Raw genomic sequence first — 13,764 nt, forward strand, 5'->3', positions numbered from 1 at the left:
AAGACCATGGTCGAGTTCGACAAGATCCTCGAAGTGATTCGCCCTGGCGGGATCGTCTCGGGCATCGTGGTCCTCGGCTTCACCTGGCTCCTGGCCGAGGCCATCCGCAAGGGCATGGCCACCTGGAGCGCGCGCTGGCCCTCCAACCGCCTGGTGCTGCAGCACTCAGGCTCCCTGCTGCGCTACGCGGTCTGGGGCCTCGGAGCCATGGCGGCCCTCTTCCTGGCGGTGGATCTCTCCCGGCAGGCGCTCACCGCCCTGGCCGGCATCATCGCCGTGGCCGGGGGCTTCGCCCTCAAGGACGTGGCCACCTCGGTGCTGGCAGGGATCACCCTCCTGGTCGATCGCCCCTTCCAGGTCGGCGACCGGATCACCTTCGGGGAGCACTACGGCGAGGTGGTCGCCATGGGCCTGCGCTCGGTGAAGCTGATGACCCTGGATCACAACCTGGTCACCATCCCCAACGGGAGGCTGCTCACCGACGTGGTCTCCTGCGGGAACGCCGGGGCGATCTCGATGATGGTGCAGCTCGACTTCCACCTCGGCGTCGATCAGGATCTGGCGGCTGCCCGCCGGATCGTCACCGACGCCATCACCACCTCGCGCTACGCCTACCTCAGGGAGCCCTGGAAGCTGGTCGTCAGCCAGGTCACCCTGGGCGAGGTGGTGGCGCTGCGCCTGCGGGCGAAGGTCTACGTCCTCGATCTGGGCTACGAGAAGGACCTGGAGACCGACGTCACTTCGAAGGTCACCCTCGCCTTCGCCGAGGCCGGCCTCTCGCCGCCGGCCATCCTCCACCGGCCCCTCCCCGCCGCCGCGGCCTGATGGCCCGATGGGGTCAGACCCCGACAAATGACACTTGCTCGTATGTGTCATGTGTCGGGGTCTGACCCCATCCCTGACCGGGCCGCTTCGGACGGCCTGGCTGGTGGTCCCTAGGATCGACTGAAACGGACCTCCGTTTCGGTGAAACGAATCCTTTCGCGCCCGGATTGGCACCCATGGACGAGCACGTGCGAGAGATGATCGGCAACATCCCCCTGGACGACCTCATGACCGACACCTCGGCCTGGCGGGCGGTGGAGCTCGCCTTCGCCACCCTCGGCCGGGCCGTCCTCCTCCTCGACGAGGACTTCAAGGTCCTGGTCGCCACCCAGAGCTTGAGCGAGATGCTCTGCGACCGGGCGGCGGAGAAGATCGTCGGCCGGCCGATCTCCAACCTCCTCGGGGAGAGCTTCGCCGCCATCGGCTCGGAGATCCGCACCGCCCTCGAGCAGGGCATGACCCAGGAGGGGCGCCGGGCCTTCCTCCACTGCGGCGAGGGTCAGAGCCGCCTAGCCTCGGTCTCCGGCAGCCTGCTGCCGGGCACGCCCCCCCGCTACCTGCTGGTGATCCGCCCCGCCGAGTCCGAGATCTTGAGCTCGGTGAGCGTGGGACGGGGCCTGGTCGCCGAGTCGCCCGCCATGCTCTCGGTGGTGCACCTCATCGAGCAGCTCCACCGCTCCGAGGCGAACCTCCTGGTCACCGGGGAGAGCGGCGTGGGCAAGGAGGCCGTCGCCCGGGCCTTCCACGAGAGCTCTCCGCGCCGCGGCGGCCCCTTCGTGGCCATCAACTGCGCCGCCATCCCCGAGACCCTGCTGGAGTCCGAGCTCTTCGGCCACAAGCGGGGCGCGTTCACCGGCGCGGTGCGCGACCGCAAGGGCCGCTTCGAGATGGCCTCCGGCGGCACCCTCTTCCTCGACGAGATCGGCGAGCTCCCCCTGCACCTCCAGGCCAAGCTGCTGCGGGTGCTGCAGGACAAGACCTTCCTGCCGGTGGGGGAGGACCGGGTGCGGAAGCTCGACGCCCGGATCATGGCCGCGACCAACGTGGACATCGAGGCCGCGATCGCCCGGGGCGACTTCCGCGAGGACCTCTACTACCGCCTCTCGGTGGTGCCGGTGCGCATCCCTCCCCTGCGCGATCGCCCCGAGGACATCGAGCCGCTGACCCGGCACCTGCTGATGCGGATCAGCGGCCGCGAGGGGCGCGCCCTGCTCCTCTCGCCCGACGCCCTCGACATCATCCGGCGCTACCGCTGGCCGGGGAACGTGCGTCAGCTGCAGAACGTCATCGAGTTCGCGGTGGCCATGAGTCAGGGCCAGACCCTGCGCCCCGACCACCTCCCCACCGAGATCCGGCAGGAGCGCTGCTCGACGCCGCGCCCCGAGGGCGAGGCGGCCGCCGAGCTACCGGTCGCGGCCACCGACCCGGAGCGGGCCCGGATCGAGGCCGCCCTCTCCGAGGCCCACTGGAACCGCAACCGCGCCGCCGAGCGCCTGGGGATCAGCCGCACCACCCTCTGGCGGCGGATGCGCGAGCTGGGGATCCAGTGAAGCGCCGCCCCTTCCTCCTCCGGGTCTGGAGCGCCCTCGGCCTCCTGCTGGTGGGAGGATGGTCGGGCTTCTCCCTCGCCGCGCTCCACCGCGCCGGCCGCCGCCGGGAGGCCCCCCTCGCCCTGGACGATCCGCGCCTCGAGACGCTCGAGCCCGGCGCCGCGCTGCTGATCGAGGGGTGGTGGCTGCGCCGGGAGGACGAGGGGCTGCTGGCCCTCTCCCGCACCTGCACGCACCTCGGCTGCACCCTCGCCCCCGCCGCCGGGGGTGAGGGCCTCGCCTGCCCCTGTCACCGCAGCCGCTTCGACGCCGCCGGGCAGCCCCTCTCGGGCCCGGCCCGGGAGCCCCTCGCGCGCCGCCACCTCCGGCGGAAGGACGGCCGGTGGGTGGAGGGAGCGCCCGCGGGATGAGCACCCCCGCCGCCGCCGCCCCCCGCCGGGCCGATCCGCTGGCGCGGCTGGCGCTGGCGGCCCTCTTCCTCTCGCTGCTCACCGGCCTCCCCCTGGTCGGCCTCTACCGGCCGGAGGCCGCCCGGGCCAGCGTCGAGGCCCTCGCCTCGGGCTGGCCCTTCGGCTGGCTGCTGCGGGGGATGCACTGGGCGGCGGCCACCGCGCTCGTCGCCTTCACCCTCGGCCACCTCCTCCTCGCCCTCTGGCGCCGCGACGATCAGCGCGCGAGCCGCGGCCGCTGGTGGACCGCCCTCCTCTCGGGCCTGGCCCTGATCCTCGTCGGGCTCTCGGGCTTCGTCCTGCGGGGTGACGCCGAGGCCCTCGGCGCCCTCGCGATCTGGCGCGGCCTCCTCGAGGCCCTCCCCCTTCTCGGCCCCGCCCTCGCGACCCTGGTGCTGGGCGTGCCCGGCGCGGGGCTGGGCCCGGTGGCGATCCACCACGCCGGCACCTTCTCGCTCCTGGCCCTGGGCCTGACCCTCCACCACGGGCTGATGCGCTGGCCGGACCTGCGCTCGTGGGTGCTCGTCCTGGGCGGCGCCTTCTGCCTGGCGGCCCTCCTGCCCGCCACCCTCTTCGAGGGCAGCGGCGCCGGCGTGGTCCACGGCCCCTGGTACCTCCTGGGCCTGCAGGCCCTCCTCCTCGTCTCTCCCCTCTGGGTCGCCGGCCTCGGCGCCCTGCTCCTGGGCGGGGCCCTCCTCCTCCTGCCCCGCCTCTCCGATCCCGGCCGGCGGGCGCTCCTCTCTGGCCTCGCCCTCCTCGCCCTGCTCCACCTGGGGGGCAGCCTCTGGCTGGTGCTGCGATGAGCGAGCCGGGCCCGGCCCCTGCCGACGCGCCTCCCCTCCGCTTCGGCGGCGCCCTGCGGGCCGTGCTGATCTTCTCGCTGCTGGCCGGCCTGGTCGTCCTCCTGCGGGAGGTCGAGCGCCGGGAGGGGGCGGGGGATCCCGCGATGATCCCGGCGGGGAGCCAGGAGGCCTGCCTCGCCTGCCACGCCCTGCGCGAGGGGCCGGGGGGCGCGCACGGCGGGCTGCTCCAGGGCTGCGAGAGCTGCCACCTCGGCGACCCGCTCGCCCTCGAGAAGGGCCGGGCCCACCGCGGCCTGGAGAAGGAGCCGGGGGCGCTCGAGACCGCCGCCCTCACCTGCGGCCGCGCCGGCTGCCACCCGGACACCACCCGCGACGTGCAGGGCTCGCTGATGGCCACGGCGGTCGGGCTGGTCTCGGTGGACCGCCTCGTCTTCGGAGAGCACCCGCGGCCCGGGGGTGAGCAGACGATGGCCGAGGTGCTGGCCGAGGCCGAGCCGAGCCCGGCCGAGGACCACCTGCGCCACCTCTGCGGCGGCTGCCACCTCGGCGCTCGCCGGGCGAACCGCGACGACGCCGTGGGCCTCGGCGCCGACGTCGGCTCGGGCTGCGCCGCCTGCCACAGCCGCAAGGCGAAGGAGGAGGGCGTCCACTCCCCGCTGCTGCCCACCCCCGACGACGCCCAGTGCCTGGGCTGCCACTCCCGCAGCGGCCGGATCTCCCTCTCCTACCGCGGCCTCTCGGAGGTCCTCCCCGGCCAGGCCCCGCCCTGCGGCGAGAGCGAGCGGGAGACCCTCGCCGACGGGAGGATCACCTGCCGCCAGCCCGCGGACGTCCACCAGCGCGCGGGGCTCGGCTGCGTCGACTGCCACCTCCCCTCCGAGCTGATGGGCGACGGCCAGCGTCACGCTCACCAGGAGGAGGCGGTCGAGGTGCGCTGCGCCGACTGCCACCCCGCCGCGGATGCCCCGCCCCGCAGCGTCGCGGCGGCCACGGTCGGCGATCCCCGCCTGCGGCGGATCCTCGCGAAGCAGGATCCTCCCCTGCCGCCCGGGACCCGCCTCGGCCTGGGCGAGGGCGGCCGCCCCCTGTGGAACCTGCGCCTGGAGGAGGGCCAGCGCTGGCTGCAGCCCAAGGGCGGCGGCGCGCCGCATCTCTCGAAGCCCACCCCGGCGGATCCCGATCACCGTCAGCCGGGGCACGAGCGCCTCGCCTGCGCGAGCTGCCACGCGCGCTGGGCGCCGACCTGCCCGACCTGCCACACCCGCAAGGAGCCCGCGACGCCCCAGTGGGACTTCGCCCACGCCGCGCAGACCCCCGGCGCCTGGATCGAGACCAGCGAGGGGGGCTTCGCCCGGCCCCCCACCCTCGGGCTGCGCCGCCAGGCCGGGAGCGAGGGCGCCGGCCGCATCGTGCCGGTGGTGCCCGGGATGATCCTGGAGGTGGAGCCGGGGCCCGGAGCCGCGCCGCTGCGGCACCGCCTCTTCGCGCCCCTCGACCCCCACACCACCGGCAAGAGCCGGACCTGCGAGGCCTGCCACCTCGACCCCCTGACCCTGGGGCTGGGCCGCGGGACGATCCGCTTCGGACCGGAGGGCCCGATCCTCGAGCCCGAGGAGGGCGCGGACGATCACTGGACCCGGCTGGGGGACCTCGAGCCCGGCCGGGGCACCCGCAGCAACCTCCACAGCCTCGACGCGCCGACCCTGCAGCGCAGCCTGCGGGTGGGGCTCTGCCTCGGCTGCCACCCGGCGAAGGATCCCATCCACCGGGACCTCCCGGGCGCCCTCGAGCGGCTGCGCACGAGCCGCCGCTGCGAGGGGCCCCGGGATCCCTGGATCTTCGCCGGACCCGGGACGGCGGAACCCTGAACACTGCCGTTTCATGAAACGCTTCGGTGCAACGGGGCGTTTCAGTTTCGACGCGCCGAGTCGAAGGCACTGAGCCAACCCACCGGAATCACGTGATCCGGATCTGGTCCGGGCGTTGCTCTTGCCTCCTCTCACCAGGAGGCGAAGCAAGGCATGAAGCTCGACCGACGACAGTTCATCAAGGTGTCCGGCCTGGCCGCGGGCGCGACCTACGCCGCGGGAGCCAAGGGCGACTTCTGGGGGCTGACCCGCCCCAACACCGACGCGCCGCAGACCGAGGGTGACCGGATCGTCCCCACCTTCTGCGAGATGTGCTTCTGGAAGTGCGGCGTGCTGGCCCACGTGAAGGACGGCCGGGTGACCAAGATCGAGGGCAACCCCGATCACCCGCTCTCCCAGGGCCGCCTCTGCCCCCGGGGCGCCGGCGGCACCGGCCTCCTCTACGATCCCGACCGGCTGCGCCAGCCGCTGCTGCGGGTGAAGAAGCGCGGCGAGCAGGTCTTCGAGCCGGTGAGCTGGAGCCGGGCCCTCGACGAGGTCGCCGAGAAGCTCGACCGCGTCCGCCAGAAGCACGGCCCCGAGGCCCTCGCCCTCTTCAGCCACGGCTTCGGCGGCTCCTTCTTCAAGACCCTGGTGAAGGCCTACGGCACCGGCAACATCACCGCGCCGAGCTTCGCCCAGTGCCGGGGTCCCCGGGACGCGGCCTTCCAGCTCACCTTCGGCGCCGCCGTGGGCTCCCCCGAGCGGGTCGACCTCGAGAACGCCCGCGTCATCGCCCTGATCGGCTCGCACCTGGGCGAGAACATGCACAACACCCAGGTGCAGGAGCTGGCCACGGCCATCGATCGCCGGGCCGAGATCATCGTCGTCGATCCGCGCTTCTCCACCGCCGCCGGCAAGGCCCGCCACTGGCTGCCCATCAAGCCGGGCACCGACGTCGCCCTCCTGCTGGCCTGGATCAACGTCATCCTCGAGGAGGAGCGCTTCGATCACCGCTACGTCGCCGAGCACGCCATCGGCCTTACGCAGCTGCGCGAGCACGTGGCCGGCAAGACCCCGGAGTGGGCGTGGACCCAGACCGGCGTCGACCCGGATCAGATCCGCGCCTCGGCCCGGCTCCTCGCCGGCGCCCGGCCCGCCGCGCTGGTCCACCCCGGCCGCCACTCCACCTGGGACGGCAACGACACCCAGCGCGGCCGGGCCATCGCCATCCTCAACGCCCTGCTCGGCAGCTGGGGACGCAAGGGCGGCCTCTTCGTCCCGACCAAGAAGAAGATCGCCCCCTACCCCGGGCCGGTGCCCCACGTCGCCGAGGGCGCCGCGCGGGACATGCCCGAGGGCGTGGTCTACCCCTTCGCGGACGAGGTCCTGGCCCACGGCCTGCGCGACGCCAGCCTCCCCGACTGGAAGGGCGAGCCCATCAAGGCCTGGATGGTCTACGGCACCAACCTCCTGCACGCGCTGCCTCAGCCCGCGCGCACCATCGAGGCCATGCAGAACCTCGACTTCAGCGTGGTCATCGACGTGCTGCCGGCCGAGGTCACGGGCTGGGCCGACGTGATCCTCCCCGAGGCCACCTACCTCGAGCGCCACGACGACATCCACACGCCGGGCTGGAAGCGCGGCTACGCCGCCCTGCGCCAGCCGGTGGTGCCGCCCCTCCACCAGAGCCGGCCGGGGTGGTGGATCGCCAGGGAGCTCGCCACCCGGCTGGGCCTCGGGGAGTACTTCCCCTGGGAGGACGCGCGGGACTACCTCGAGACCCGCCTGCAGGCCTCGGGCTCGTCCCTGGCCGAGCTCGAGCGCAAGGGCGTGCTCGTCGACGACGAGGCGCCGATCACCTTCGAGGAGGGGATCGCCCCGAGCTTCCCCACGCCCTCGGGGAAGATCGAGCTCTACTCCCAGCAGCTCGCCGACGCGGGCCTCCCTCCGATGCCCGAGATGGTCGCCCCGGTGAAGCTGGAGAGCGAGCAGTTCCACCTCCTCTTTGGCCGGGCGCCCACCCACACCTTCGGGCGCACCACCAACAACCGCGTCCTCGGCGAGGTGATGGCGGAGAACGTCCTGTGGATCAACGCCGGCCGGGCGAAGGAGCTCGGCTTCTCGCGCAACGAGAAGGTGACGCTGGTCAACCAGGACGGCGTGGTCTCCGACCCGATCCGCCTGCGGGCCACCGAGCGGATCCGCCCCGACTGCGTCTACATGGTCCACGGCTTCGGCCACACCAACCCGAAGCTGCGCTTCGCGCGCGGCAAGGGCGCGGCTGACTCCCCCCTCATCACCCGCACCCGCGTCGACCCGGCGATGGGGGGCACGGGCATGAACGTCAACGTCGTCCGGCTGCAGAGGGCCTAGAGCGATGAAGAAGCGCTACGTGATGCTGATGGACATGGCGAAGTGCGTGGGCTGCTCGGCCTGCGCCATCGCCTGCAAGGCCGAGAACGCCACCCCCGAGGGCGCCTCCCGCAACTGGATCGTCGAGGAGACGGAAGGGGCCTACCCCGACCTGCGGATGACGATCCGCTCCGAGCGCTGCCACCACTGCAGCGACGCGCCCTGCGTCGAGGCCTGCCCCACCGGGGCCAGCCACTACGGGCCGGGCGGCACCGTGATGATCGACAAGGACCTGTGCACCGGCTGCCGGGTCTGCATGGCCTCCTGTCCCTACGGCGCCCGCTACGTGCACCCCGAGGGGCACGTCGACAAGTGCACCTTCTGCATGCACCGCGTGGAGAAGGGCCTCGACCCGGCCTGCGTCACCAACTGCCCGACCCACAGCCTCCACTTCGGGGACGTGAACGAGCCCGAGAGCGAGGTCGCCACCCTCCTGCGCGTCCGCGACCACGAGGTGCTGCACGCCGAGGTGGGCACCCGCCCCAACCTCTACTTCCTGACCGACGACCGGTCCTCCCGGAGGAGCGCATGAACCCTCGAGCCCTGGAGATCTTCAGCACCCGGACCAACGCCGGGGTCGATCCCACCCTGCACGTCTGGGGCTGGGAGATCCCCGTCTACCTCTTCTTCGGCGGGCTGGTCGCCGGCGTGATGATCCTCCTCTCGGCCCTGGAGCTGCGCGGTCACCTGAACCCGAAGCTCAAGGACGAGGGGCGGCTGCGCTTCATGCCCTGGGCCGCCGTCGCGCTGCTCTCCCTCGGGATGCTCTCCCTCTTCATCGACCTCTCCAACCGCCTCAACGTCTTCCGCTTCTACACCGCCCTGCGGCTGACCTCGCCGATGTCCTGGGGCTCCTGGCTGCTGCTGCTGGTCTACCCCGCCCTGATCGGGCTGGGCCTGGGCACCCTCGAGCACGCCGAGCGGCGCAAGCTCAACCGGCTGGCGCGCCACGCGGGGCTGCGGGGCTTCCTGATCGAGCTCTCCCGCTGGACCCGGGCCCACCGCCCCCTCATCCTCCGGGCGAACCTGGTGGTGGGGATCGGCCTGGGCGTCTACACCGGCGTCCTCCTGGGCACCCTGGTGGCGCGGCCGCTCTGGAACAGCGCGCTGCTCGGCCCGCTCTTCCTGGTCTCGGGGCTCTCCACCGGCGCCGCCCTGCTCATGCTCGTGCGGCCGAGCCGGAAGGCCTCGGCCCACCTGCTGGCGCGCCTCGACCTCCTCGCGATCGCCGCGGAGCTCGTCCTGCTGGCGCTCTACCTCATCGGCGGGAGCATGAGCCTCGCGGCCACCGAGTCGGCGACCGCCCTCTTCCTCGGCGGCGAGTGGACGCCCTGGTTCTGGTCCCTGGTCGTCGTCGGCGGGCTCATCATCCCCGCGATGCTGGAGCTCACCGAGCTGCGCTACGGCCTCTCCACCACGAGCTGGTCGCCGGTGCTGATCCTCATCGGCGGGCTGGCCCTGCGCGCCATCCTCGTGGCCGCCGGCCAGGACGCCACGATCCACCTCGAGCACTCCCTCGCTCTCCTCGCGCCCTGAGGCGCCCTCCCGGAGCAACGACATGACCCAAGAGAGACCCTTCTGGAATCCCTACATCGCCGGGATCGTCCTCGGCCTGGTGCTGCTGCTCACCTTCCTGACCATGGGCTTCGGCCTGGGCTCCTCGTCGGCGGCCACCCGCCTGGCCTACGCCGGCGCCCACGCCGTGGCGCCCGCCCCGACCGAGCACAACGGCTACATGGCGACCTACGTGGCCGAGGGGAACCCCCTGGAGGACTGGATGATCTTCGAGGTCATCGGGGTCTTCCTCGGCGGGCTCCTCGGCGCCTTCTCCGCCGGCCGCCTGCGCCGGCCCCACCTGCTCAAGGGGCCCCGGGCGACGAACCTCCAGCGGGTCGTCCTGGCGATCCTCGGCGGCATCCTCATGGGCTTCGCCGCGCGGCTGGCCCGGGGCTGCACCTCGGGGCAGGCCCTCACCGGAGGCGCGATGCTCTCGGTGGGCTCGTGGATCTACATGATGGCGGTCTTCGCGGGCGGCTACCTGGTGGCCCCCTTCGTGAGGAGGCAGTGGCGATGATGCCCTTCTACCAGCTCGGATCCTTCGACTACATGACGGCCATGGCGCTCGCCACCGTCCTCGGGGTGGGCTTCGGCTTCGTCCTCGAGCGCGCGGGCTTCTCCCGGGCCACCAACCTCGCCGCCCAGTTCTACGGCCGCGACAACCGCGTGCTGAAGGTGATGTTCTCCGCGATCGCCACCGCGACCGTCGGGCTGGGACTCTTCGGGGCCTTCGGCATCATGGACCTCTCCGCGCTCTCCTTCCCCTCCACCCTCGTCGGCCCCCTCATCGTGGGTGGCCTGCTCCTGGGCGTCGGCTTCGTGGTGGCCGGCTACTGCCCGGGGACGGCGGTGGTGGCGACGGCGTCGGGGAATGTCGATGGCCTCATCACCTTCGTCGGCGTGATGGCCGGCTCCATCCTCTTCGCCGTCGCCTGGCCGGCGGTCGAGGGCTTCTACTTCAGCGGCGATCTCGGGGTGCGCACCTTCCCCGAGCTGCTCGACCTGCCCTGGACGGTGATCGCCCTGATCGTCGTGGCCATCGCGGTGGTGACCTTCTTCGCGGTCGAGAAGCTCGAGGCCTTCCTCGCCGAGCGGGACAAGGCTCCGCCCCAGAAGGCCGGCACCGTCGGCCTGCGTCACCTCTCCCTCACCCTGGCCACCCTCGCGGGCATCGCCCTCATCGGCCTCGCCCAGCCCGCGCCCGCCGCCGAGGAGCCCGCTGCCTTCCGCGGCGCCGACTGGAGCCTGCTGAAGCTCGGCAACGAGCTGGTCTCCGGCGGGGATCGGGTCTGGGTGGTGGACCTGCGACCCTGGGAGCGCTGCACCGAGAAGCGCATCCCCGGCGCGATCTGCCGCCCGAAGGACGACAACCTCAGCGGCCTCTTCGCCTCCCTGCCCGCCACCCGGGAGCTGCTGCTCTACGGCGAGGGCGAGCTGGCGGAGCTCCCCCCGGGCACCGCGGCCTTCGCCGGCCACCTCCACGCGCTCTCCGGCGGCTTCGAGGGCTTCGCCCGGCTCGAGGCGGCCGCCCCGGCGTTGCCGGCCGACCCCTCCCCGGCGCAGGTGGAGGAGAACCGCCGCCTCCACGCCCTCCACGCCTGGCTCTCCGGCGCCGTCGACGCCGGGCCGCCCCCGACGGTCGAGCGCAAGGTCATCGAGCGCTCCACCCGCAAGGGCGGCGGCTGCTGATCGGCCCCCGTCTCTCTCGAAGGGGAGAGACGGGCGTGCCGGGGGGTCATTCGAGCACGAAGCGGTGTGCTGCGCCCTTCATGCCTTGAGGCGGGCGACGACGGCGTCGCCGACCTCGGAGCACTTGGCGGCCTTCTCCTCACCCACCATGTCGTAGGTGAGGGTCTTGCCCTCCTCGAGGAGGGCGGCCACGGCGGCCTCGATCTTGGCGGCGACCTCGACGAGGGCGGGGAGGTCCTTCTTGTTGCCGAGCCAGTCGAGGCCCTCCTTCACCGAGAGGATGGTGGCCAGGGGGTTGGCCTTGTCCTTGCCCGCGTGCTTGGGGGCCGAGCCGTGGATGGGCTCGAACATGGCGTGCTCGTCGCCCACGTTGCAGCCGACCGCCAGGCCCATGCCGCCCTGCAGCACCGAGGCCAGGTCGGTGATGATGTCGCCGAACATGTTGGTGGTGACGACGACGTCGTACCACTCGGGGCGCTGCACCAGCCACTGGGTGTAGGCGTCGATGATGGCCGTCTCGGCCTCGACGTCGGGGTACTCCTTGGCGATCTCGAAGAAGACGTCGCGGAAGAAGCGGCAGCCCTCGAGGACGTTGTCCTTCACCAGCGCGGTGACCTTGGGGCCGCCGCCGGCGGGCGGGCCCTTCTTCCGGCGCCGGGCGGCCTCGAAGGCGTAGCGGATCACGCGCTCGGAGTTGGTCCGGGTGATGATCCGGGTGTCGGTGGCGGTCACGTGCTTCCCGTCGGTGGCCACCCGGCCGCCGATGCCGGTGTAGAGGCCCTCGGTGTTCTCCCGGATGAAGAGGATGTCGACCTTGGCCGGATCCCAGACCAGGGTGTGCTCGCCGTGGATCTTGTGCTTCACGCCCGGGTAGAGCTTCACCGGCCGGACGTTGGCGTAGAGCTGCAGCGCGACCCGGTTCCCGATGACCGGCGAGTAGCCGGCCATCTTGCCGTTCTTCATGGTCACCGGGCCGTCGCCCTCGGGGTCGGGCCAGCCCACCGCGCCCAGGAAGATGACGTCGGCCTGCTTGCAGCGCTCGCCGGTTCCCTCCGGCCAGTCGACGCCGTGCTTCAGGTAGTACTCGCCCCCGCACTCGATCTCCTCGAGCTTCGCCTCGACGCCGGCGATCTCGAGCGCGGCCTCCAGGACCTTCCGGCCCTCGCGCATCACCTCGATGCCGATGCCGTCGCCGGGGAGAAGAAGGATGTCCAGGGGGGTGGAGCTCGCCATGCTGAAACCTCGGGTGTGTGAAGGGAGAAGAGGTTTCTTATCGCGGGAAGCCCCGACAGGTCACGGGGATCGAGAAATACCCGGGAGAGGCCGTGCACGTGCACGTGTACGTGGACGTGTACGGCAGGAATTACAGGCACATAGGTGCCAGCCGGCTCCCACGGAGGACGCCGTGCACGTGCACGTACACGTACACGTTCACGGCCTCTCCTCTGGCCCGCCCCGCCCTCAGCCGCACTCGGGCACGGCACACTGCATCGAGGTCTCGGCGCAGAACCCACTCACGCACTCCCACTCCCCGCTGCAGCTCTCCCCGATCCTCTTGGACCGGAAGCAGATCCCATCGACGCACTCCAGCCCCGGCTGGCAGCCCTCGCCCATGAAGGTATCGGCGCAGGCCGCGTTCTCGCCCGGCAGCGCGGTGCAGGTGCCCGTGAGGTTGGAGGGATCGATCTGGCCGGCGCAGTACTCGGTCGAGGGGCAGGGGTCGGGCAACCCGTAGTTGCAGGTCGCGCCGCTCGCCACCCCGGGCTTGCACTCCCAGATCGGGATCTCCCCCCCCTCGAGGCCGATGAGGGAGCAGGAGAGGCCGGCCTGGCAGAGCTGCCGGGCTTCCGGATCGCAGGCCTGATCCGCGCCCGCCAGGGTCGGGGTCGGCTGAGCGACGCAGGTGCCGGGGTTCGGCCAGCTCTCGCCCTCGCAGTCGAGGCCGTTGGCGCAGTAGGGGTGGGCCTCACCGCCGCAGGGCTGGCCGGCCTGGGCCAGCGGCGTGCAGACGCCGCCGACGCAGGTGGTGGAGCCGGTGCAGCGGCCGCCCATGGTGCAGTCGGCCTGCGCGGGCAGGTAGCTCTCGCACATCCCGGGGCAGGCCATGTCCTGGCTGCAGAAGGCGTCCCCGGCGCACTCCTCGTCGATGTAGCAGGTGCCCTCCGGCGCCACGTTGCCGGCCATGGCCTGCTCGCAGGCCGCGGGCGGCTCGTCCGAGCCGATGGCCTCGCAGCCGGCGGCGCTCATGGCGTCGATGCACTCGCGCATCTTGTCGCCGTCGTAGGCGAGGGTGCCGCGGTCGATGGCGGCCTGAAGCTGCGGCTCGGTGGTGTCCTCGAACTGCGCCTGCATGGCGCCCTGGCAGTCGTTCCCCCCGAAGAAGCCGGGGCCGATGCAGCGATCGATCAGGCCGCAGAAGACCGAGGCGACCTCCTGGCCCATCTGCTCCACGGGGACCGGACCGTCCTCCTCCCCCTTGCCGCCTCCGCCGCCGAAGGCCCAGCAGCCGGTGAGGGTGAAGGTCACGGACACGGCAATGGCATAGATGCTCTTCATCATCGAGCTCCCTCCTGAAGAGGGCAGCTTAACGCATCGAGCCCGGAGGCGTCGCCCCCGGGCTCGAATACGC

General features: G+C 72.4%; 12 protein-coding genes. 10 read left to right on the forward strand and 2 right to left on the reverse strand.

All coding sequences use genetic code 11. The annotated features are described in order from the left end of the window. Positions 1 to 6 precede the first annotated feature (6 nt). From P1V51_15320 to P1V51_15365, 10 genes are all read left to right on the forward strand, one after another. Positions 7 to 825, forward strand: coding sequence for a mechanosensitive ion channel (locus tag P1V51_15320; protein MDF1564413.1), 819 nt, complete (start codon positions 7 to 9; stop codon positions 823 to 825). A 176-nt stretch (positions 826 to 1,001) separates the two neighbouring features. Continuing rightward, positions 1,002 to 2,375 carry a sigma 54-interacting transcriptional regulator gene (locus P1V51_15325; GenBank protein MDF1564414.1) on the forward strand — a complete coding sequence of 458 codons (1,374 nt, stop codon included), beginning with the start codon at positions 1,002 to 1,004 and terminating at the stop codon, positions 2,373 to 2,375. Next, complete coding sequence (locus P1V51_15330) at positions 2,372 to 2,785, forward strand: ubiquinol-cytochrome c reductase iron-sulfur subunit (GenBank protein ID MDF1564415.1); 414 nt, start codon at positions 2,372 to 2,374, stop codon at positions 2,783 to 2,785. Before P1V51_15325 ends, P1V51_15330 begins: the two co-directional genes overlap by 4 nt. Continuing rightward, on the forward strand, positions 2,782 to 3,627 hold the full coding sequence (locus P1V51_15335) for a hypothetical protein (GenBank protein MDF1564416.1): 846 nt from the start codon (positions 2,782 to 2,784) through the stop codon (positions 3,625 to 3,627). The genes P1V51_15330 and P1V51_15335 overlap by 4 nt, the downstream gene beginning before the upstream one ends. After that, positions 3,624 to 5,495, forward strand: coding sequence for a hypothetical protein (locus P1V51_15340; protein ID MDF1564417.1), 1,872 nt, complete (start codon positions 3,624 to 3,626; stop codon positions 5,493 to 5,495). The genes P1V51_15335 and P1V51_15340 overlap by 4 nt, the downstream gene beginning before the upstream one ends. A gap of 153 nt (positions 5,496 to 5,648) precedes the next feature. Then, positions 5,649 to 7,850, forward strand: coding sequence for a molybdopterin-dependent oxidoreductase (locus P1V51_15345; protein MDF1564418.1), 2,202 nt, complete (start codon positions 5,649 to 5,651; stop codon positions 7,848 to 7,850). Between the two features lie 4 nt (positions 7,851 to 7,854). Beyond that, a complete protein-coding gene (locus P1V51_15350) occupies positions 7,855 to 8,421 on the forward strand; it encodes a 4Fe-4S dicluster domain-containing protein (protein ID MDF1564419.1) in 567 nt (188 codons plus the stop codon). Further along, positions 8,418 to 9,425, forward strand: coding sequence for a polysulfide reductase NrfD (nrfD, locus tag P1V51_15355; GenBank protein ID MDF1564420.1), 1,008 nt, complete (start codon positions 8,418 to 8,420; stop codon positions 9,423 to 9,425). Before P1V51_15350 ends, nrfD begins: the two co-directional genes overlap by 4 nt. A 22-nt stretch (positions 9,426 to 9,447) precedes the next feature. Beyond that, positions 9,448 to 9,963, forward strand: a complete 516-nt coding sequence (locus P1V51_15360; GenBank protein MDF1564421.1) for a YeeE/YedE thiosulfate transporter family protein — start codon at positions 9,448 to 9,450, stop codon at positions 9,961 to 9,963. Continuing rightward, positions 9,960 to 11,135 carry a YeeE/YedE thiosulfate transporter family protein gene (locus P1V51_15365; protein ID MDF1564422.1) on the forward strand — a complete coding sequence of 392 codons (1,176 nt, stop codon included), beginning with the start codon at positions 9,960 to 9,962 and terminating at the stop codon, positions 11,133 to 11,135. Before P1V51_15360 ends, P1V51_15365 begins: the two co-directional genes overlap by 4 nt. 78 nt (positions 11,136 to 11,213) lie before the next feature. Here the strand turns inward: P1V51_15365 and P1V51_15370 are convergent, their stop codons facing one another. Next, the gene (locus P1V51_15370; GenBank protein MDF1564423.1) at positions 11,214 to 12,368 is read right to left on the reverse strand and encodes an isocitrate/isopropylmalate dehydrogenase family protein; all 1,155 of its coding nucleotides are present in this window, start codon (positions 12,366 to 12,368) and stop codon (positions 11,214 to 11,216) included. A gap of 228 nt (positions 12,369 to 12,596) precedes the next feature. Beyond that, positions 12,597 to 13,694 (reverse strand): Dickkopf N-terminal cysteine-rich domain-containing protein, encoded by a 1,098-nt coding sequence (locus P1V51_15375; GenBank protein ID MDF1564424.1) that lies wholly within the window; start codon positions 13,692 to 13,694, stop codon positions 12,597 to 12,599. Between the last annotated feature and the right edge of the window lie 70 nt (positions 13,695 to 13,764).

The sequence above is a fragment of the Deltaproteobacteria bacterium genome, from assembly GCA_029210625.1.
Classification (GTDB): domain Bacteria; phylum Myxococcota; class Myxococcia; order SLRQ01; family SLRQ01; genus JARGFU01.